17 protein-coding genes and 1 tRNA gene are annotated in these 20,495 nt (G+C 71.9%); 11 read left to right on the forward strand and 7 right to left on the reverse strand.

Annotated features, from left to right (window positions below; all coding sequences use genetic code 11):
- The first annotated feature begins 35 nt into the window (after nucleotides 1-35).
- The 4 genes from AC4BDD_RS18020 to AC4BDD_RS18035 all read left to right on the forward strand — a co-directional run bounded on the left by AC4BDD_RS18020 (nucleotide 36) and on the right by AC4BDD_RS18035 (nucleotide 5,067).
- The gene (locus tag AC4BDD_RS18020) at nucleotides 36-605 is read left to right on the forward strand and encodes a DUF501 domain-containing protein (RefSeq protein ID WP_490686470.1); all 570 of its coding nucleotides are present in this window, start codon (nucleotides 36-38) and stop codon (nucleotides 603-605) included.
- Nucleotides 602-1,690: a Ppx/GppA phosphatase family protein gene (locus tag AC4BDD_RS18025; RefSeq protein ID WP_490686471.1), complete on the forward strand. Its 1,089-nt coding sequence runs from the start codon at nucleotides 602-604 to the stop codon at nucleotides 1,688-1,690. The genes AC4BDD_RS18020 and AC4BDD_RS18025 overlap by 4 nt, the downstream gene beginning before the upstream one ends.
- Before the next feature lie 401 nt (nucleotides 1,691-2,091).
- The gene (locus AC4BDD_RS18030) at nucleotides 2,092-3,474 is read left to right on the forward strand and encodes an NAD(P)/FAD-dependent oxidoreductase (RefSeq protein ID WP_490686472.1); all 1,383 of its coding nucleotides are present in this window, start codon (nucleotides 2,092-2,094) and stop codon (nucleotides 3,472-3,474) included.
- Nucleotides 3,475-3,753: 279 nt separating this feature from the next.
- Nucleotides 3,754-5,067 carry a class I SAM-dependent methyltransferase gene (locus AC4BDD_RS18035; protein ID WP_490686473.1) on the forward strand — a complete coding sequence of 438 codons (1,314 nt, stop codon included), beginning with the start codon at nucleotides 3,754-3,756 and terminating at the stop codon, nucleotides 5,065-5,067.
- A gap of 111 nt (nucleotides 5,068-5,178) precedes the next feature.
- On the opposite strand, the gene AC4BDD_RS18040 is transcribed toward AC4BDD_RS18035, so the two are convergent.
- A complete protein-coding gene (locus AC4BDD_RS18040) occupies nucleotides 5,179-7,719 on the reverse strand; it encodes an ABC transporter permease (RefSeq protein ID WP_490686474.1) in 2,541 nt (846 codons plus the stop codon).
- 51 nt (nucleotides 7,720-7,770) lie between these two features.
- Complete coding sequence (locus tag AC4BDD_RS18045; protein WP_490686475.1) at nucleotides 7,771-8,553, reverse strand: ABC transporter ATP-binding protein; 783 nt, start codon at nucleotides 8,551-8,553, stop codon at nucleotides 7,771-7,773.
- A 416-nt stretch (nucleotides 8,554-8,969) separates the two neighbouring features.
- On the opposite strand from AC4BDD_RS18045, the gene AC4BDD_RS18050 reads away from it, so the two are divergent.
- A tRNA-Leu gene (locus AC4BDD_RS18050) sits at nucleotides 8,970-9,051 on the forward strand.
- A gap of 187 nt (nucleotides 9,052-9,238) precedes the next feature.
- Entirely contained in the window at nucleotides 9,239-10,141 is a 903-nt protein-coding gene (locus tag AC4BDD_RS18055) for a Bax inhibitor-1/YccA family protein (RefSeq protein ID WP_490686476.1), read from the forward strand.
- Between the two features lie 76 nt (nucleotides 10,142-10,217).
- Here the strand turns inward: AC4BDD_RS18055 and AC4BDD_RS18060 are convergent, their stop codons facing one another.
- Complete coding sequence (locus AC4BDD_RS18060; protein WP_490686477.1) at nucleotides 10,218-10,448, reverse strand: DUF4287 domain-containing protein; 231 nt, start codon at nucleotides 10,446-10,448, stop codon at nucleotides 10,218-10,220.
- Nucleotides 10,449-10,570: 122 nt separating this feature from the next.
- On the opposite strand from AC4BDD_RS18060, the gene AC4BDD_RS18065 reads away from it, so the two are divergent.
- Complete coding sequence (locus tag AC4BDD_RS18065; protein WP_490686478.1) at nucleotides 10,571-10,924, forward strand: hypothetical protein; 354 nt, start codon at nucleotides 10,571-10,573, stop codon at nucleotides 10,922-10,924.
- Between the two features lie 17 nt (nucleotides 10,925-10,941).
- Here the strand turns inward: AC4BDD_RS18065 and AC4BDD_RS18070 are convergent, their stop codons facing one another.
- From AC4BDD_RS18070 to AC4BDD_RS18080, 3 genes are all read right to left on the reverse strand, one after another.
- Entirely contained in the window at nucleotides 10,942-11,826 is an 885-nt protein-coding gene (locus AC4BDD_RS18070) for a hypothetical protein (protein WP_490686479.1), read from the reverse strand.
- Nucleotides 11,827-12,197: 371 nt separating this feature from the next.
- Nucleotides 12,198-13,418, reverse strand: coding sequence for an acetyl-CoA C-acetyltransferase (locus AC4BDD_RS18075; protein ID WP_490686480.1), 1,221 nt, complete (start codon nucleotides 13,416-13,418; stop codon nucleotides 12,198-12,200).
- A gap of 331 nt (nucleotides 13,419-13,749) precedes the next feature.
- Entirely contained in the window at nucleotides 13,750-14,775 is a 1,026-nt protein-coding gene (locus AC4BDD_RS18080; RefSeq protein ID WP_490686481.1) for an SGNH/GDSL hydrolase family protein, read from the reverse strand.
- Between the two features lie 274 nt (nucleotides 14,776-15,049).
- Here AC4BDD_RS18080 and AC4BDD_RS18085 point away from each other — a divergent pair, with 274 nt between their 5' ends.
- Nucleotides 15,050-16,432, forward strand: a complete 1,383-nt coding sequence (locus AC4BDD_RS18085) for a cystathionine beta-synthase (RefSeq protein WP_490686482.1) — start codon at nucleotides 15,050-15,052, stop codon at nucleotides 16,430-16,432.
- A 477-nt stretch (nucleotides 16,433-16,909) separates the two neighbouring features.
- Here the strand turns inward: AC4BDD_RS18085 and AC4BDD_RS18090 are convergent, their stop codons facing one another.
- On the reverse strand, nucleotides 16,910-17,335 hold the full coding sequence (locus tag AC4BDD_RS18090; RefSeq protein ID WP_490686483.1) for a hypothetical protein: 426 nt from the start codon (nucleotides 17,333-17,335) through the stop codon (nucleotides 16,910-16,912).
- Nucleotides 17,336-17,425: 90 nt separating this feature from the next.
- On the opposite strand from AC4BDD_RS18090, the gene AC4BDD_RS18095 reads away from it, so the two are divergent.
- The 3 genes from AC4BDD_RS18095 (at nucleotide 17,426) to AC4BDD_RS18105 (ending at nucleotide 20,427) form a co-directional block, all read left to right on the forward strand.
- Complete coding sequence (locus AC4BDD_RS18095) at nucleotides 17,426-18,889, forward strand: acyl-CoA synthetase (protein ID WP_490686484.1); 1,464 nt, start codon at nucleotides 17,426-17,428, stop codon at nucleotides 18,887-18,889.
- Nucleotides 18,890-19,034: 145 nt separating this feature from the next.
- Nucleotides 19,035-19,361: a hypothetical protein gene (locus AC4BDD_RS18100; RefSeq protein WP_490686485.1), complete on the forward strand. Its 327-nt coding sequence runs from the start codon at nucleotides 19,035-19,037 to the stop codon at nucleotides 19,359-19,361.
- A gap of 190 nt (nucleotides 19,362-19,551) precedes the next feature.
- Entirely contained in the window at nucleotides 19,552-20,427 is an 876-nt protein-coding gene (locus tag AC4BDD_RS18105; RefSeq protein ID WP_490686486.1) for a MurR/RpiR family transcriptional regulator, read from the forward strand.
- Nucleotides 20,428-20,495 lie beyond the last annotated feature (68 nt).

A 20,495-nucleotide genomic window follows, 5' to 3' on the forward strand; every position in this document is an offset into this window, starting at 1 on the left:
TCCGTCCCGACACGACACGAAGAGAACCGCCACTCATGGACACGCCCCCTCCGCAGACGGAGCCCACCCCGCCCACCGCCGCGGACGTCGCCGCCTTCAAAGAGCAGCTGGGCCGCCCGCCGCGCGGTCTGCGCGCCATCGCCCACCGCTGCCCGTGCGGCAACCCGGACGTCGTCGAGACGGCGCCGCGCCTTGAGGACGGCACGCCGTTCCCGACGCTGTACTACCTGACCTGCCCGCGCGCCGCGTCCGCCATCGGCACCCTGGAGGCGGAGGGCGTGATGAAGGAGATGCAGGCCCGGCTCGCCACCGACCCGGAGCTGGCCGCCGCCTACCGGGCCGCCCACGAGGACTACATCGCGCGCCGGGACGCCATCGAGGTGCTGGAGGGCTTCCCCAGCGCGGGCGGCATGCCGGACCGGGTGAAGTGCCTGCACGTGCTCGTCGGCCACTCGCTGGCCGCCGGCCCCGGGGTCAACCCGCTGGGCGACGAGACCATCGCGATGCTGCCGGAGTGGTGGCGCAAGGGCCCCTGCGTCACTCCGTGCGCCGAGTCCGCCGAGGGCACGGAGCACCCTGCCGGCGCCGAGGGTGGCGACCAGTGAAGCGCGTCGCCGCCATCGACTGCGGCACCAACTCCATCCGGCTGCTCGTCGCCGACATCGACCCGGCGACCGGCGAGCTGACCGAGCTGGACCGCCGGATGCGGATCGTCCGGCTGGGCCAGGGCGTGGACCGCACCGGCCGGTTCGCTCCGGAGGCGCTGGAGCGGACCTTCGCGGCCTGCCGCGAGTACGCCGCCGTGATCAAGGAGCTGGGCGCCGGCAGCCTCCGCTTCGTCGCCACCTCGGCCTCCCGGGACGTGGAGAACCGGGCGGACTTCGTCCAGGGCGTGCTGGACATCCTGGGCGTCGAGCCCGAGGTGATCACCGGCGACCAGGAGGCGGAGTTCTCCTTCACCGGCGCCACCCGGGAGTTGGTGGCTCTGGAGAGAGGGGCGGGTGCGGAGCGCCCTTCGGTTGAGGGTGGTGGTGGGCGACGGGTGGGCCACGTCGAGAAGCCGTATCTGGTGGTGGACATCGGCGGCGGCTCGACGGAGTTCGTCGTCGGTGAGGAGCATGCCCACCCGTCGCCCACCACCACCCTTGCCGGAGGCTCCCCCAGACTTCGTCCGGGGGGACCCCCATCGCGCCACCCCTCGCTCGCCGCCCGCAGCGTGGACATCGGCTGTGTGCGGATGACCGAGCGCCATCTGGTGGTGGACGGCCGGGTCACCGACCCGCCGGCTCCGGAGCAGGTCGCGGCCATAGAGGCGGACGTCGAGGCGGCGCTCGCGCTCGCCGAGGAGACGGTGCCATTGACACGGGCCCGTACCCTGGTGGGACTGGCCGGCTCGGTCACCACCGTCGCCGCCATCGCGCTGGGGCTCCCGGAGTACGACTCCACCGTCGTCCACCACGCGCGGATCTCCTACGACCAGGTCCGCGACATCACCACGCGGCTGCTCGCCTCCACCCACGCCGATCGGGTGGCGATCCCGGTGATCCACCCGGGACGGGTCGACGTCATCACCGCCGGCGCGGTCATCCTGCTGAAGATCATGGACCGGATCGGTGCCGAAGAGGTCGTGGTGAGCGAACACGACATCCTCGACGGGATCGCTTTCGCCGCGGCTGCCGACGAGGCGTAGCACCCCCGGCCAGGGGTCGTCTTTCAGCCGTTTCGGACCCCTTCCGGGGCGGCTGGGGGCCTCCTCCGGAAAAAGGGTCGTGAAATCCTTCACATGAAAAAGGGGTCCGACAGTCGCATCTGGAGGCCGTCGGACCCTGTTTCCGGGGTCTCGCAGGGGTGTTGGGTGTGAAACGCCATGTTTCCGAAGGGTCGCCGAACCGCCCCCGAAACCGCTGGTTCACCCGGCTCGGCAGCCCCAAGCGCAGATCAGTGGGGGTGAACAACGCGCCTGGCGGGGAGGTGGTTCCCTCCCGGGGGTATGGCGTGGGTCACGGTGGCGGCGGAGTGTAGCAGATGCCTTCGCGATGCTTGTGAAGGGGCTCACGAGCACCCCTCCAATGGGTGCTGGATACTCGAAACATGAGCACCACGGAGCGTCCCAGGATCCTCGTTGTAGGCGGTGGGTACGTAGGCCTGTACGCGGCACGCCGCATCCTCAAGAAGATGCGGTACGGCGAGGCGACCGTCACGGTCGTCGACCCGCGCTCGTACATGACGTACCAGCCCTTCCTCCCCGAAGCTGCTGCCGGCAGCATCTCCCCGCGCCACGTCGTGGTCCCGCTGCGGCGCGTGCTCCCCAAGGCGGAGGTCCTCACCGGCCGCGTCACGACCATCGACCAGGACCGCAAGGTCGCCAGCGTCCAGCCGCTCGTCGGCGAGGCGTACGAGCTGCCCTTCGACTACCTGGTCATCGCGCTCGGCGCGGTCTCCCGGACCTTCCCGATCCCCGGCCTGGCCGAGAACGGCATCGGCATGAAGGGTGTGGAGGAGGCCATCGGCCTGCGCAACCACGTCCTCGAGCAGCTCGACAAGGCCGACTCGACCACCGACGAGGAGGTCCGCCGCAAGGCGCTGACCTTCGTCTTCGTCGGCGGTGGCTTCGCCGGCGCGGAGACCATCGGCGAGGTCGAGGACATGGCCCGCGACGCCGCGAAGTACTACCCCACGGTGAACCGCGAGGACATGCGCTTCATCCTGGTCGACGCCGCGGACAAGATCCTCCCCGAGGTCGGCCCCAAGCTCGGCCAGTGGGGCCTTGAGCACCTCAAGAAGCGCGGCATCGAGATCTACCTCCAGACCTCGATGGAGTCCTGCGTCGACGGTCACGTCGTGCTGAAGAACGGCCTGGAGGTCGACTCCAGCACCATCGTGTGGACCGCCGGTGTGAAGCCGAACCCGGCGCTCGCCCGCTTCGGCCTGCCGCTGGGCCCGCGCGGCCACGTGGACACCGCCCCCACCCTCCAGGTGCAGGGCACCGACTACATCTGGGCCGCCGGCGACAACGCCCAGGTCCCGGACCTCGCCGTCGGCGAGGGCGCCTGGTGCCCGCCCAACGCCCAGCACGCGCTGCGCCAGTCCAAGGTCCTCGGCGACAACGTCATCTCGGGCATGCGCGGTTTCCCGCAGCGCGAGTACAAGCACGCCAACAAGGGCGCCGTGGCCGGTCTCGGCCTGCACAAGGGCGTCGCGATGCTGGTCTTCGGCAAGACGAAGATCAAGCTCAAGGGCCGTCTCGCCTGGTACATGCACCGCGGCTACCACGGCATGGCGATGCCGACCTTCAACCGCAAGATCCGGGTGCTGGCCGACTGGACCCTGCAGATGTTCCTCAAGCGCGAGGTCGTCTCGCTCGGCGCCATCGAGAACCCCCGCGAGGAGTTCTACGAGGCCGCCGCCCCGGTCAGCGCGGCCGCCGCGGCCAAGAAGGACGAGACCAAGGTCGAGCAGGCCAAGGCTTCCTGACCCGGTCGGACACGACCTGCCCGGCTCATCCGGCGGAACACCGCCGGGCGAGTCGGACACACATCGACGCCGAGGGCGTCCGCCATCCGTGGGGCGGGCGCCCTTCGGCGTTCCCCGGGCGCGCGGTGCGCGCCGCGCGAATCGGCCGCGGCCGGGGCCGGGCGGCTGAATCCGGTTTTCCGCCGACTGCGGTCGTGCACACGGGACTGTGCGCCGGGCCCGGCGGTGTTTACGTGAGGGGTGGGCCTTTGCTGACCCCCCATCACGGAGGTGTGCGACATGGTCGATACCGCTGCCCGGCTCACCGCGCTCGCCCAGGAGGCACTGGGAGCCCCCCTCCCGGTCCGCCTCCGCGCCTGGGACGGCAGTGAGGCCGGCCCCCCGGACGCGCCCACAGTGGTCCTGCGCCGGCGCCGTGCCCTGCACCGGATCCTGTGGAAGCCGGGCGAACTCGGCCTGGCCCGCGCCTGGGTGGCCGGCGACCTCGACATCGAGGGCGACCTCTACGTCGCCCTGGACCGGCTCTCCGGCCTGATATGGGAGCGCGCCACCCCGCTCCGGCACGGCAGCGGACCGGTGGCCGGGCTGCGCGCCCTGCGCGACCCGGCGGTGCGGGCCGGCATCCGCGAACTGCTCGCCCTCGCCGGCCCGGGACTGCCGCCCGCCCCGCCCCCGGAGGAGGTCCGCTTCCGCCGCGGGCCGCTGCACACCCTCCGCCGCGACAAGGCCGCCATCAGCCACCACTACGACGTGGGAAACGACTTCTACGAGCTGGTGCTGGGCCCCTCGATGGTCTACTCGTGCGCCTACTGGGAGTCCGGGATGGATTCCCTGGAGGAGGCGCAGCGCGCCAAGCTCGACCTGATCTGCCGCAAGCTGGCCCTGCGGCCCGGTCGCCGGCTGCTGGACGTGGGCTGCGGCTGGGGCTCGATGGTGCTGCACGCCGCCCGGGAGTACGGCGTGCGGGCGGTCGGCATCACGCTCTCCGCGGAGCAGGCCGCCTACGCCCGCAAGCGGGTCGCGGACGCCGGGCTGGCCGACCGGGTGGAGATCCGGGTCCAGGACTACCGGCAGGTGCCGGACGGGCCGTTCGACGCGATCTCCTCCATCGGCATGGCCGAGCACGTCGGCTCCGCCCAGTACGCCCAGTACGCCGCCGACCTCCACCGGCTGCTCGCCCCCGGCGGCCGGCTCCTCAACCACCAGATCGCGCGCCGCCCCGAGCCGGACGAGGAGGCGTACCGCGTCGACCGGTTCATCGACGCCTACGTCTTCCCGGACGGCGAGCTGGCCCCGCTGGGCCGCACCGTCGCCCAGCTGGAGCGGGCGGGCTTCGAGGTGCGGGACGTGGAGGCGATACGCGAGCACTATGCCCTGACCCTGCGGCGCTGGGTGGCCAATCTGGAGGCCGCCTGGCCGCGGGCGGTACGGGCCGCCTCGCCGGGCCGGGCCCGGGTCTGGCGGCTCTACATGGCGGCGTGCGCGCTGTCCTTCGAGCGCAACCGGATCGGGGTCAACCAGGTGCTCGCCGTCCGCACCCCGGACTCCGGCGCCTCCCGCATGCCGCTGCGCTCCCGCGACTGGAGGGGCTAGTACGCCGAAGGAAAGGCTCGGGCGGGCTGCATCTTTGCCAGCCCGCCCGAGCGCAATCCAGCCCCTCCGGCGCTTGAGGAGCGGGGTCTGGGGCGGAGCCCCAGGAATCCGCTACGACTTGATCGCCGTCAGCATGTTCAGCTTGGCCGCCCGCCGTGCCGGCCACGTCGCGGCCAGCACACCGACCACCGCGGCCAGCGCCAGGAAGATCGCCATCCGGCCCCACGGCAGGACCAGCTCGTAGGTGGACAGGCCCGAGGAGATCAGCTCACCGGCCGCCCAGCCGAAGAAGGTGCCCAGACCGATGCCGAGCACACCGCCGAAGAGCGAGATGACCAGCGACTCCAGCCGCACCATCCGCTTGATGCCGCGCCGGTCGAGGCCGATCGCCCGCAGCATCCCGATCTCCTGGGAGCGTTCGAAGACCGACATCGCCAGGGTGTTGATGACGCCGAGCACCGCGATGACCACGGCCATGCCGAGCAGCCCGTAGAGCATGTTCAGCATCAGGTTGAAGAACTTGGCGATGTCGTTGGAGACGTCGTCCATGTCCTGGACGCGGATCGCCGGGTTGTCGCCGAGCGCCTTCTCCAGGGTGTCCTTGGTGGCGTCGGACGGGCCGCCGGTGGTCTTCAGCATCAGCTGGAAGTCGTTGACCCGGTCCAGGTGCGGGGTGAGCGTGGTGTTGTCCACCATGATGCCGTTGACGATCTCGTTGCCCTCGTAGACACCGCTGACCTTGAGCCGCCCGCGCGCGGCGTCCTCGTAGGTCACGTTGAGGGTGGAGCCGACCTTCCAGCCCTTGTCCTCGGCGAGGTCCTTGTCGACCAGGACGGTGTCCGGGCGGAGGGAGGAGATCGAGCCCTGGGTGAAGTCCAGGTTCAGCAGCTCCTTGATGGTCTTGCCGTTGACGCCGACCAGCGTCTCGTCGTCACCGTTGATCCGGGACTCGGACATGCGCATCGGGCTGGAGGCGGTGACCTCCTTGAGCGCGGTGAGCTTCTTCTCCACGCCCGGGGAGAGCGGGGTGGAGGAGTCCTTGTCGCCCATCGTGACGAAGTAGTCCGCGGAGAGGGAGTCCCGGGCCATCTTGTCGATGCTCTTCTGGACGCTGCCCGCGATCACCGTCAGACCGGTGATCAGGGTGAGGCCGACCATCAGCGCCGAGGCGGTGGCCGCGGTGCGGCGCGGGTTGCGGACGGCGTTCTGCCGGGCGAGCTTGCCGGAGATCCCGAAGACCCGGAGCAGTGGCGCGGCGGCCGCGATGATCGGCCGGGACAGCAGCGGGGTCAGGATGAACACGCCGATCAGCAGCACGACCGCGCCCAGCCCCATGGCCTGCTTGCCGTCGCTCATCCCGGTGCCGGCCAGGACGAGGGCGACACCCACGCCGGCGAAGATGGCGCCGATGGTGTTGCGCACCACCAGGCTGCGGGTGGAGGCGACCGCGTGGACGCTGCTCATCGCGGCGACCGGCGGGATCTTGGCGGCGCGGCGGCCGGGCAGCCAGGCGGCGAGCACGGTCACCACGATGCCGACGATCATCGAGGTCAGGACGGTGTTGGTGTCGACCACCAGCGGGCCGTCCGGAACGGTGGCGCCGGTGGTGCCCAGCAGCGAGCGCAGTCCGGCGCCGAGGCCGACACCGGCGAGCAGGCCGATGGCGGACGCGATGGTGCCGACGACGGTGGCCTCGATCAGCACCGAGCGGGTCACCTGGCGGCGGCTGGCGCCGACCGCCCGCATCAGGGCGAGTTCCTTGGTGCGCTGGGCGACCAGCATGGTGAAGGTGTTGGCGATGATGAAGATGCCGACGAAGAGCGAGATGCCGGCGAAGACCAGCATGAAGGTGCGCAGGCCGTCGGTGCCCTTCTTGATGGCCTCGGCCTGGTCGTCGGAGATCTTCTGGCCGGTCTCGGCCTCCGCCTTGCCCTTGGGCAGGATCTTGTCGACCTGGGCCTTGAGGGCCGCCTGCGAGGTGCCGGGCTTGGCCTTGATGTCGATCTCGCTGAACTCGCCCGGCTTGGCGAACAGCTTCTGGGCGGTGGCGGTGTCGAAGAGCGCGAGGCTGCCGCCGGCCGCGACATTGCCGTCGTCGGTGGTGAAGATGCCGGTGACCTTCGGCTTCAGCACCGGGCCGTCGACGGAGACCCGGATGATGTCGCCGACCTTGTAGTGGCCCTTGTCGGCGCTCTTGCTGTCCAGGGCGATCTCGCCCGGGGCGGTCGGCGCCCGGCCGCTGGTCATCGGGTACCGGGCGTCCTTGCCGTCCTTGCCCGGGTAGTAGTTGGCGCCGATGGTGGAGAAGCCGCCGCCCAGCAGGTCGCCGTCCTTGTCGGACAGCGCGGTGAAGCCGGAGATGGCGCCGGTGGCGTAGTCGGCGCCGGGCACCTTCGCGGCCTTGTCCAGCAGCTGCTGGGTCAGCTTGGGGGCGTCGCCCGGCCGGTCCTTGTCGTCATCGTCGTCCTCGGGGGTGATGGCGACGTCGACGTTGCGGTAGCCCTTCTCGGAGCTCTTCTGGTACGCGTCGGAGACGGTGTTGGTGAAGACCAGGGTGCCGGAGACGCACGCCACGCCGAGGAGGACGGCGAGCACGGTCATCAGCAGCCGGGCCTTGTGCGCGAGCACGTTGCGCAAGGCGGTACGGAACATGGTGAGGTCAGTCCTGTGGAAGAGGCCGGGTGACGGTCGGGCGGTGGCGGGTCAGCTGACGCGGCCGCGGGCGTCGAAGCGCTTCATCCGGTCGAGCACGGCCTCGGCCGAGGGGTTCGCCATGTCGTCGACGATCCGGCCGTCGGCGAGGAAGACGACCCGGTCGGCGTAGGAGGCGGCGACCGGGTCGTGGGTCACCATCACCACGGTCTGGCCGAGCTCGCGCACCGAGTTGCGGAGGAAGCCGAGCACCTCGGCGCCGGAGCGGGAGTCGAGGTTTCCGGTCGGCTCGTCCGCGAAGATGATCTCGGGCTTGCCGGCCAGCGCGCGGGCCACCGCGACACGCTGCTGCTGACCGCCGGAGAGCTGGTTGGGCCGGTGCTTGAGCCGCCCGGAGAGCCCGACGGTGGTGACCACCTGGTCCAGCCACTGCTTGTCGGCCTTCCGGCCCGCTATGTCCATCGGCAGGGTGATGTTCTCCAGGGCGTTGAGCGTGGGCAGCAGGTTGAACGCCTGGAAGATGAAGCCGATCTTGTCCCGGCGCAGCTGGGTGAGCTTCTTGTCCTTCAGGGAGGTCAGCTCGACGTCACCGATGCGGGCCGAGCCGCTGGAGATCGAGTCCAGCCCGGCCATGCAGTGCATCAGCGTGGACTTGCCGGAGCCCGAGGGGCCCATGATGGCGGTGAACTCCGCCTGGCGGAACTCCACGGACACCGCGTCCAGGGCGACCACCTGGGTCTCGCCCTGTCCGTAGACCTTGGTCAGGTCCGTGGCGTGTGCCGCGGCCGCGGTGGAGCGGGGGGCGGTCCGGACGCCGGAGGGGGTGGTGGTCACGGCGAGCTCTCCTGTCGGATCGGCTGATCGAAGCGTGCCGTTCCATCGTCCTGGCCGAAGCGGGCCCTGGGATCAGCCCGTGCTCTCGTTCCGGGGGAGACCAGGGAGGTACTCCGATGGAGGTGTCCTCCTCCTTGGGTAGGAGACGGGCCCCGAGAGGCCCGGGCCCGCCCGGGCCGTCGCGGGGCGGCGAGATTTCGTCATTCATTGTCACTACCGCACCGCAGTCGGTGACAGCGCTGATCAGCCCTTGGCATGCCGCGATGGCTCCGCTGATCTGCTGATGGACCCTCAGTTGCCAATAAAATAAGACAACCTCGGGTCGTCGTTCCGCTGTTCGGGGGCATTTCCCCGGATAGGCTCGTCCTTGCTCTCCATGGGTGGGATCGCGCACGTGTGCGATCCGAGGGGGCCAAGCCCGGATGGTGGAATGCAGACACGGCGAGCTTAAACCTCGCTGGCCTTCGGGCCGTGCCGGTTCAAGTCCGGCTCCGGGCACCGACGTGCCCTTTCGGCACACGCTCCGTAGGGAAACGGTCGCCCACCGTCCCGGTGATCCGCCCGAAAACCGGCGGACCCTGTGGCAAAGATCCTCCTAAGATCCTGCCTGAGCACTAGGGTGCTTCTTTTGCTTACCCATTACCCTTGTGTCGAGGTCGCGCCCGGCGGCCATCGGAGGAGTGAGATGAGGAGCAGCAACCCGGTCTTCTCGCGACGGGGGTTCAGCCGCGACGGCGGCTATGCGGGCTTCGGCGCGGCGCCGCAGGCCGGGGGCCCCGCCGCAGCCCAGGGCAACCCGTACGCGCAAGCGGGCAACCCGTACGCCCAGCCCCAGGCCCCGACCAACCCGTACGCGGTCGGTGACCAGCACAATCTGACCCCTGACCAGCTCCAGCAGATGTACGGTGCGCCGCCGGCCGCCCCGCTGCTGACCGGCCGGATGACGATGGATGACGTCGTCATGCGCACCGGCATGACGCTGGGCACCGTGATCGTCGCGGCGGCCATCGCCTGGATCGCCGAGCTGCCGATCGGCGTGGGCGTCGGCGCGGCCCTGGTCGCGATGGTGCTCGGCCTGGTCCAGTCGTTCAAGCGCAAGGCGAACCCGGCGCTCATCATCGGGTACGCCGCCTTCGAGGGCCTCTTCCTCGGCGTCATCAGCCAGGCGTTCAACGAGCGCTGGTCCGGCATCCCGATGCAGGCCGTGCTCGGCACGATGGCGGTCTTCGTCGGTGTGCTCGTCGCCTACAAGACCCGCCTGGTGCGGGTCGACGCGCGCTTCATGCGCTTCGTGCTGGCGGCCTCGATCGGCTTCGTCCTGCTGATGGCGGTCAACCTGCTCTTCGCGGCCATCGGCGGCGGTGACGGCCTCGGCTTCCGCAGCGGCGGCCTCGGTGTCGTCTTCGGCATCATCGGCGTGGTGCTCGGCGCGGCCTTCCTCGCGATGGACTTCAAGCAGGTCGAGGACGGCATCCGGTACGGCGCCCCGCGCGAGGAGTCGTGGATGGCCGCCTTCGGCCTGACGCTCTCGCTGGTGTGGATCTACCTGGAGCTGCTGCGGCTGATCGCCATCCTCCGGGAGTTGTGATCCGGCCGACTGTGACTCAGGGCACAGGGAAGGGCCCGCGGCATCCGTGCCGCGGGCCCTTCGTCATGTCGGCGGCCTAGCCCAGCTTGCGTGCGGCCCGGCGCAGATCGTGCTCATGGATGATCGCTTTGGCGTGCCCGTAGGCGAGCTGGTGCGCGCCGCGCAACCAGCTGACCTTCTCCTCGAAGCGGAAGAGCGCGGGCCCTTCGTCCACCGTGCGCAGCCAGTCGGCGACTTCACGGCCGGTGCAGTGAGGGATTCGGGAGAGCAGGTTCCGGTGGGTCTCTTCGGAGAAGACTTGGGACATCGGCGCCTCCGGCGTGTCCTATCGCAGTGCCATTCATGGCCTGGACGGTTCTTCTTCAGCTCACCGTGCCTGAGCGTCGGCCTGTTGGCAACAGGCCGTTGGCGGCGCATAGGCTCGCACTTGTGACTGATACGACCCCCTTGCTGACCGCCGTCGACCGTCTCGCCGACCGGTTGCGCGCCTTGCCGCAGTCCGCCCTGGCCCGGAGCGCGGCGGCCGAAGGGCTCGCGCTGGCACGGGAGTTGACCGCCCGCGCACAGCGCATCGAGCAGCCCGGCGGCGAGGTGCGGACGGTGCCGGATGCGGGGATGTTCGTGGTGGCCGACCAGGTGGCGGTGGCCGGCCACGATCTGGCCGAAGCCTTGCGGTACGCCCCGGACGCGGGCCGCGAACTCGCCGAGGCGCTGGAGCTGGTCGCCGCCGCGGAGGCGGCGACGGGCCGCGGAACCGGCCCGTCGGTGACAGGGGGAAGCTGACTGCGGGGAGGGCCTGACTACAGGGAGGCGATGACCCGGTCCGCCAGCACGTAGACGTTCTCCTCGGCGCAGGCGAAGGTCAGCGCGTACGCCCCGGAGACGCCGGAGCTGCCCAGCAGCACCGGGGTGATGCCGTCGCGCAGCGCGGCGGCGAGCCGGTCGGCGGTCTCCCGGTGGCCCGGCGTCATGCAGATCGTGGTGCCGTCGGCGAAGACGTACACGTCGAGGGTGCCCAGCGGGCCGGGGCGGACGTCGGCCAGCGGGGTGCGGGCGCCGGAGAGTTCGGCGAGCCGGTCCACGGTGCGCTCGTGGTCGGAGACCGCGGGGGCCGGGCTGAAGTCCGGGTGCGAGGGGTGGCGGCGCCGGGCGGCGGCCAGCTCCGCGGACTCCACCGGGTCCGGGTCGAGCTCGACCTCCCCGGCCGGGTCGGCGGCCTCCGGACCGAACAGCGGGCCCTCCACGTCGAAGCCGATGGACGGCTCCAGGCCGGCGAAGTCCGTCTGGCGGGGCACATAGATGTGGGTGTCGGGGTGGGCGTCCAGCGGGGAGTCGTCGCCGAGCCCGGCCAGCCCGCCCAGCAGCGAGGTGGTGTCGGCGGCGGCCGCGGCGCCGCTCACGTCACGAGCCTCCTGGGCGGCCCAGAACGCGCGGGCCTCGGCCAGCTCACGCTCGCGCTCCTCGGCGAGGGCGTCGGCCACGGCGGCCCGTATCTCGGCAGCCGGGGTGGGACGCGCCATCGGCACCATGGCGGCCCGCTCCTGCCGCAGGGCGGCGGAGTCGGCCAGCTCCGCACGGAGTTCGGTGATCTGCCGACGGAGGCCGCGAGCGGTGTGCAGGGCTGCGGTGCCCATGGCCGTGGCGGCAGCCGCGGCCAGCAGGAGGGCAAGAGTCATGGCGCTCACTGACGTACTCCCGGTTGCTGTTGATCCCCCGAATTCCTACCCCAGCTTGACCCGCGCCGCAGAGGCTTGTCAGTGCACAATGTCACCGTCAGGACGGGTATGTGGTCCCGGGTCTTTGGTCCGTATCGGCTCTGACCTGCGAGAATGCCGCTCCCCCAGGACGCAGATCACATCCTGGGGGAGATTCGGTCACAACTGGGGCTACACCCGCAACCGACCACGGCCCGACCCGCTCCGGGCCGCCGGCCCATCAGGCCACGGCGGCCCGGCCCAGAACGGTCGGCTCAGTTCGGGTCGGCCTCAGCCGCTCGCGTTCTTGGTCGCGCTGAGCTTCGCTTCCGCTGCGGGCAGGTCCCGCCCTCCGCTCCAGCTCAGCTCAGCCGCTCGATGACCATCGCCATGCCCTGGCCGCCGCCCACGCACATCGTCTCCAGACCGAACTGCTTGTCGTGGAACTGCAGGGAGTTGATCAGCGTGCCGGTGATCCGCGCGCCCGTCATGCCGAAGGGGTGGCCGACCGCGATGGCGCCGCCGTTGACGTTGAGCTTGTCGATGTCGATGCCCAGGTCCCGGTAGGACGGGATGACCTGGGCGGCGAACGCCTCGTTGATCTCCACCAGGTCGATGTCGTCGATGGTCAGCCCGGCGCGGCTCAGCGCCTGCCGGGACGCCTCGACCGGGCCGTAGCCCATGATCTCCGGGGACAGGCCGGAGACGCCGGTGGACACGATCCGCGCCAGCGGCGTGATGCCCAGCTCCCGCGCCTTGGTGTCCGACATGATCACCAGGGCGGCGGCGCCGTCGTTCAGCGGGCAGCAGTTGCCCGCGGTGACCAGGCCGTCAGGGCGGAAGACCGGCTTCAGGCCCTGCACGCCCTCCAGCGTGGTGCCCGCCCGCGGACCGTCGTCGGTCGACACCACGGTGCCGTCGGGGGTGGTGACCGGGGTGATCTCCCGCTCCCAGAAGCCCTTCTTGATGGCCTCCTCGGCGAGGTTCTGGGACCGTACGCCGAACTCGTCCATCTCCTGCCGGGTGATGCCCTTGAGGCGGGCCAGGTTCTCCGCGGTCTGGCCCATCGCGATGTACGCGTCCGGGATCAGGCCGTCCTCGCGCGGGTCGTGCCAGTCCGTGCCCTCCTGCTCGGCGCGTGCCGCGGTACGGGCCTCGGCCTCGGCGAAGAGCGGGTTGTGGGTGTCCGGCAGCCCGTCCGAGGTGCCCTTGACGGAGCGGGACACCATCTCCACTCCGGCGGAGATGAAGACGTCGCCCTCGCCCGCCTTGATGGCGTGCATGGCCATCCGGGAGGTCTGGAGGGAGGACGAGCAGTAACGGGTGATGGTGCAGCCCGGCAGGTGGTCCATGCCCATCTGCACGGCGACGATCCGGCCCAGGTTGTGGCCCTGCTCGCCACCGGGCAGGCCACAGCCCAGCATCAGGTCCTCGATCTCCCGCGGGTCCAGCTGGGGAACCTTGGCGAGAGCGGCCTGGATGATCTCGGCGGTCAGGTCGTCCGGCCGCAGATCCTTCAGCGACCCCTTGAAGGCGCGACCGATGGGGGAGCGGGCGGCAGAGACGATCACGGCTTCGGGCATCACGGCTCCATACAGGGAAAGGGCGGGACTGAAGGGAAGTTACCCGGACGTATGGCGGTGGTCACGGTCTGCCGCCTGTGATGCCGGACTCTTTTCTAAGCGCCCGCTCAGCGGTGCCCTCGCCGGGCGGGCCGCTCCGCGCAATGCCCGCGCTGTGCGGGCCGGGCCTTTCTCCAGCCTGCCACCTGGTGTCCCGAACTGGGGCTCCGCCGCAGGCCCCGGTCCTCAAACGCCGGACGGGCTGGAAAATCCAGCCCGTCCTGGGGGTCCCCCCGGACGGAGTCTGGGGGAGCTTGAGGACATGCCTGGAGGGCGCAGGGGGAGGGGCGCGTCAGGGGAGGGAGGGTTCGATGGGGGCGGGGTGGGGGGCTGGCTCGGTGTCGGTGGGCAGGCGCCTGCGGCGCCGCCGCAGCAGCAGCGCCCATGGCCCGCGCGCCGCCGTCACCTCCGTGCCGCCCTCGGCCGCCGCCTCCGCCGCCGCGCGGGCGACCGGCAGGAAGCCCTCCTCGCGGGCCGCCTCCGGAGGCCCCTCCTCCGGCCACAGGTCGAGCACGGCGCACAGCGTCGGCAGGATGGCCATCGCGGCGGTGGCGTACCCCTCCGCGGAGGGGTGGTAGCTGTCCGGGCCGAACAGCTCCCGCGGGTTCGCCGCGAACTCCGGCCCGAGCAGATCGCCCAGCGACACCGTCCGCCCGCCCTCCTCGATCACCGCGATGGTCTGCGCGGCGGCCAGCTGACGGCTCAGCCGCCGCGCGATCCAGCGCAGCGGCTGATAGACGGGCTCGATGGTGCCCAGGTCGGGACAGGTGCCGACGACCACCGCGCAGTCCGCCTGACGCAGCCGGCGGACGGCGGCGGCCAGCAGCCGCACCGAGCGGGCGGGCGGCATCCGGTGCGTGACGTCATTGGCGCCGATCATGATCACGCAGACGTCGGGGCGGCGCTCCGGCTCGTCTTCCAGCAGCATGTCCACCTGCCGGTCGAGGTCGTCGGACTGCGCCCCGGGCCGGGCCACGTTCCGCAGGTCCACGGGGCGCTCGGCCACCGCCGCCAGCCCCGAGGCGAGCAGGGCTCCGGGGGTCTGGCTGGGCCGGTGCACGCCCTGACCCGCTGCCGTCGAATCGCCCAGGAACCCCAGCCGCAGCGGGGCGCGGCCGTTGCGCAGCGCGAAGGAGAAGCCGTACCGGCCGTCCGCGGCGGGCGGTGTCTCCTCCGACTCCCCGATGACCCGCCGGGCCAGCGACACCTCGGTCAGCACCACCCCGACGGTCACCCCGCCCAGCAGCCCGATCCCGCCGCCGCCATAGGCCGCGGCGGTGGCGATCCGCCGGGCGACCCTCGCCCTCGACATCGACATGGGACGTCCACCTCCGCTCGCACGGGCCTCGCCGAGCGCTCCTCGGGGGCGCTCGGCGGGGAGCACTCGGGTACTCCCCGCTATCTGCTAGTTGCCCCGTGTGAGCACGCGCGCAACGCGCCAGGTGGGCGGCTGGGAGGTGTGGGGAGGTGTCAGGCCTCGGACGCGGCGGAGAGCCATCTCAGACCCCCGGAGCCGATTAGGCTGGCAGGGTGGGACCGCGACGGCGGCCACCCCTTGACTCGCGGAGATCCCGCTTAACCAGGAGTAGGGCGTGCAGTACTACGAATCGATGATCGAGCTGGTCGGCAATACCCCGCTGGTGAAGCTCAACCACGTCACGGAAGGCATCCGGGCGACGGTCCTCGCCAAGGTCGAATACTTCAACCCCGGCGGGTCGGTGAAGGACCGGATCGCGATCCGGATGATCGAGGCGGCGGAAGCCTCCGGCGAGCTCAAGCCCGGCGGCACGATCGTCGAGCCCACCTCGGGCAACACCGGCGTCGGGCTGGCCATGGTGGCCCAGCGCAAGGGCTACAAGTGCATCTTCGTCTGCCCCGACAAGGTCTCCACCGACAAGATCAACGTGCTGCGGGCCTACGGCGCGGAGGTCGTCGTCTGCCCGACCGCGGTGGACCCCGAGCACCCCGACTCCTACTACAACGTCTCCGACCGCCTGGTCCGTGAGACGCCGGGCGCCTGGAAGCCGGACCAGTACAGCAACCCGAACAACCCGCGCTCGCACTACGAGACCACCGGTCCGGAGCTGTGGGAGCAGACGGAGGGGAAGATCACCCACTTCGTCGCGGGCGTCGGCACCGGCGGCACCATCAGCGGCACCGGCCGCTACCTGAAGGACGCCAGCGACGGCAAGGTCAGGGTCATCGGCGCCGACCCCGAGGGCTCGGTCTACAGCGGCGGCTCCGGCCGCCCGTACCTGATCGAGGGCGTCGGCGAGGACTTCTGGCCGACCGCCTACGACCAGGGCGTCGCGGACGAGATCGTCGCGGTCTCCGACAAGGACGCCTTCCAGATGACGCGCCGGCTGGCCAAGGAGGAGGGCCTGCTGGTCGGCGGCTCCTGCGGCATGGCCGTGGTGGCCGCGCTGCGCGTCGCCGAGGGGCTGACCGAGGACGACGTGGTCGTCGTGCTGCTGCCGGACAGCGGCCGCGGCTACCTGTCGAAGATCTTCAACGACGACTGGATGGCCGACTACGGCTTCCTCGAGGAGGCCGGCCCGGCCGTCCGCGTCGGGGACGTCCTCCAGGGCAAGGAGGGCGGCCTGCCCTCGCTGGTCCACATGCACCCGGAGGAGACGGTCGGCGAGGCGATCGAGGTGCTGCGCGAGTACGGCGTCTCCCAGATGCCCATCGTCAAGCCCGGCGCCGGCCACCCGGACGTGATGGCCGCCGAGGTCGTCGGCTCGGTCGTCGAGCGGGAGCTGCTGGACGCGCTGTTCACCCAGCGCGCCTCGCTCACCGACCCGCTGGAGAAGCACATGAGCCCGCCGCTGCCGCAGGTCGGCTCGGGCGAGCCGGTCGAGGACCTGATGGCGGCACTGGGCGACGCGGACGCGGCCATCGTGCTGGTCGAGGGCAAGCCGAAGGGCGTCGTCAGCCGGCAGGACCTGCTGGCCTACCTCGCCAAGGCGCACTGATTTCCTGTCAGTGCTGATCACGCGTCAGCGCTGATGCCGCGACCGCGCTGAGCGCGCTTCGCACTCGGGCCGGGGACCGCTGGTTCCCGGCCCGAGCCGTTTTCCGGGGTCGTTTTCCGGGGGGGCGGTGAGGGCGATGAGTGGCCATCAGGTGGCCGTCAGGGAAAGAGCGCTGGGCGCGGTCGCGCGTCAACGGTACGTATGCGTCACGCGCCCGCAGCACTCACTTAACACGCGTCGGGCACAGTAGAGCCTGTCGGGAGGACGCCCCCGACACCCGAATGCGGCGACAGGACCTCCGGAGCGGCTCCCGGACCTCCATGGTCGCCCGACGCGGTCCCGGCCCTGACCCGAGCCCGCGTCCCGGAGGGGGACCGCCGTCGTCCCGCCCTCGGCGGCTCACGCCGGGGTGCGGCGGTCCCCCCTTTCTTCCCTGCCTTCTCCTCGCTTCCCGCGCCGCTCTGCCGTTCGCCGCGCTCAGTCGTCCTGTCCGGTGCCGCGGCGGAGCCAGGAGAAGCCGCCCATGCCGTGCACCGCGTTGACGCCGAAGATGCCGGCCCAGGCGATGAGCAGGCCCGGCAGGCCCTCGTTGACCACGGCGATCGCGGACAGGGGGATCGCCAGGACCAGCGAGACGGCCACGAAGCCGAAGCGCTCGCCGACCCCCATGCCCTCGCCCTGCCCGTGTCCTCCGGCCGCGTACGGGCGGGCACCCCGCGCGGCGGCCATCTGCTGCTCCGCCATGTGGCGGCGCACATGGCGGTCGGCGGTCTCGTCGAACCGCTTCTCGACCTTCTCCAGGAAGGCGTCCACGAGCTCCGACTCGTGCTCGTCCCCCAGCTCTCTGCGGGTCTGGAGCGTCGCGTCGAGTTCCTTCTTCACCTCAGGGTCACGGGCGTTCATGGTGACGACGGTACGGTCACCCAGTGCCGTTGTAAGTAGGGTTAGCCCCCCGAAGTGGAGCGGGGGCGCCCCGCGTCGAAGGAGCAGTCCATGGCCGCACCACTGCTGACCTCGCTCACGGAGCCCGGTGGCGACCGTCCCGACGCGCTGAGCGTCGCCGGCCGCGCCTGCTCCCGTGAGGAGCTGCTGGGCGCCGCGGGTGCCGTGGCGGCCCGCATCGCGGGTGCCCCGGTCGTCGCGGTGCGGGCGACCCCGACGCTGGAGACGGTGACCGCGGTGGTGGGCGCCCTGCTGGCCGGGGTGCCGGTGGTGCCCGTACCGCCGGACTCCGGGCCCGCCGAGCGGGACCACATCGTGCGCGACTCCGGGGCGGTGCTGCTGCTCGGCGGCGGCGAGGAGACCCCGGGCGGCGGGTCCTGGGCGGACGCGGCCGGCGGCACGGGCGGTACCGGCGGCGGGGCCCCGGGCGCGGGCCGCGGTGCCGGCGCGGCCGTGGAGTACGTGCCGGTACGCCTCGGTGAGCGCGCCGCCTGGTCGGGGCCGGAGCCCGAGCCGGACGCCACCGCCTTCGTCCTCTACACCTCCGGGACCACCGGCGCCCCCAAGGGCGCGCTGATATCGCGCCGCGCGGTCGCCGCCGACCTGGACGGGCTGGCCGACGCCTGGGCGTGGACGGCGGAGGACACGCTGGTGCACGGACTGCCGCTGTTCCACGTGCACGGGCTCGTCCTGGGAGTGCTGGGCGCGCTGCGCACCGGCAGCAGGCTGGTGCACACCGGCCGGCCCACCCCGGAGGCGTACGCGGCGGCGGGCGGCAGCCTGTACTTCGGCGTGCCCACGGTGTGGGGCCGGGTGGTCCGTGAGGCGTCCGCGGCGCGGGCGCTCGGCGGCGCCCGGCTGCTGGTCTCCGGGAGCGCGCCGCTGCCCGCGCCGGTCTTCCGCGATCTGGAGCTGCTGACCGGGCAGCGGCCGGTCGAGCGGTACGGCATGACGGAGACGCTGATCACGGTGTCCGCGCGGGCGGACGGGGAGCGGCGGCCCGGCTGCGTCGGCACGCCGCTGCCGGGCATCTCGACCCGGGTGGTGGCCGAGGACGGCGCCGACATCGGCGAGCTGGAGGTGTCCGGCCCCACGCTCTTCGACGGCTACCTGAACCGGCCGGAGGCAACCGACGCCTCGTACACGGCGGACGGCTGGTTCCGTACCGGCGACATCGCCGCCATCGAGCCGGACGGCTCGCACCGGATCGTCGGGCGGGCCTCCACCGACATGATCAAGTCGGGCGGCTACCGGATCGGGGCGGGCGAGGTGGAGAACGCGCTGCTGGACCACCCGGCGGTGCGGGAGGCCGCAGTGGTCGGCGCGCCGCACGAGGACCTGGGCCAGGAGATCGTCGCCTATGTCGTCGCGGACGGGGTGGGCGAGAAGGACCTGATCGACTTCGTGGCCGGGCAGCTGTCGGTGCACAAGCGGCCGCGGAAGGTCCGGTTCCTGGAGGCGCTGCCGCGCAACGCGATGGGCAAGCCGCAGAAGAAGCTCCTGCCCCCCGCCTGAGAACCCTCCCGGTCCGGGCCGCACCCCCACCGATGGGAGGGGTGCGGAAAGGGTCTGACGGCTGATGCCCACTCCGGGGTGGCGGGCATACGGTGCGCTGGACCGGGGTTTCCGCCGGTCCCCGGATGTTCGTTGAAGGAGTGGCATGCTCGGCTTCGGTAACCAGGGCCTCAATGTGCTGGTGCTGCGAGACGCGGAGGAGATCGGCCTCACCCTGCGCCGGGCGCTGGCCACCGCGGACGAGGTCGAGCGCCCGGGCCTGGAACGCGCCGTCGCGCTGATCAACGAGTACGCCACGCTGAGCGACGCCGATCTGCGGGTGCGCTGGGTGCGCCGGACACTGGCCGGTTCCGGGGTCGACGAGGGCACCGACCAGGTCTCGGTGGTGCGGGCCCTGCGCAAGGCCGAACCGGACCTGGGCCTGGCGACCGCGGTGCGGCTCGCCAACGAGGCGTACGGCAAGGCCGACTGACAGCCCGCCGGGGCCGGGCGGGCTGCGCCTCATCCCGCCCCGGACGGTCGCGGCCCGCCGGGCCCGCCCGGCCGGGCCCGGCTGCTTTCGTTCAGGCGTCTCACGGGCACCGTCCCGCATATAGTTATGCAACGGATTTGGTGCGTGAATAGGCGCGCCGGGGCGCGGGGCAGCGGGGCCAGGAGGCGCGATGGGCACGGAGCGGCACGGGGCGAACGGCGCGACGGTGGATCCCGCGACGGTGAGTGCCACCCGGCTGCAGAAGCTCTTCGAGGGGCACCGGCTCACCCCGACCCAGCGGCGCATCGCGCACTGCATGGTGCGGCGGGCCGCCGACGCGCCCTTCCTGTCCAGTGTGGAGCTGGCCGAGCTGGCCGGCGTGAGCCAGCCGTCCGTCACCCGCTTCGCCGTCGCGCTCGGCTTCGACGGCTACCCCGCGCTGCGCAAGCACCTGCGGGACGTCGCCCCCGCCCCGGCCGCGCCCGGCGGGGCGTACAACGAGTACCAGCAGGCGGTGCAGGCGGAGATCGACAACCTCCAGCACCTCGCCTCGCTGCTGGCCGACCCCGCCCCCGTCGACCGCGCCGGCCGGCTGCTCGCCGCATCCCGGCCGCTGCCGGTGCTCGGCCTGCGCGCCGCCTCCGCCCAGGCGGCCGGCTTCGCGTACTTCGCCCGCAAGGTCCACCCCGATGTGCGCCTGCTCGACGAGGGCGGCACCATGCTCGCCGACCGCGTCGACGCGGCCGTCCAGGCGGGCGCCACCGCCCTGCTCTGCTTCGCGCTGCCGCGCCATCCGCGCGAGGTGGTCGAGGCGCTGGAGTACTCCCGGGGCGCGGGGCTCACCGTGGTCGCGGTGGCGGACAGCGCCTTCGCCCCGGTGGCCCGGCACAGCGATCTGCTGCTGCCCGCCGCGGTCGGCACCGGCCTGGCCTTCGACACCGCCTGTGCCCCGATGCTGCTCGGCCGGGTGCTGCTGGAGGCGATGTGCGACGCCCTCCCGGACGCCCAGGCGCGTCTGGAGGAGTTCGACACCAAGGCCGCCGCCCGGGGCCTCTTCGCGGACTGAGCCCGCTTCGGCCGCCCGGCGCTCCCGCGCGCGGGAGCGCCGTTCGCCATGCGCCGGTCCCGTCGCCT

This window comes from Streptomyces sp. JLBT605 (assembly GCF_058215555.1).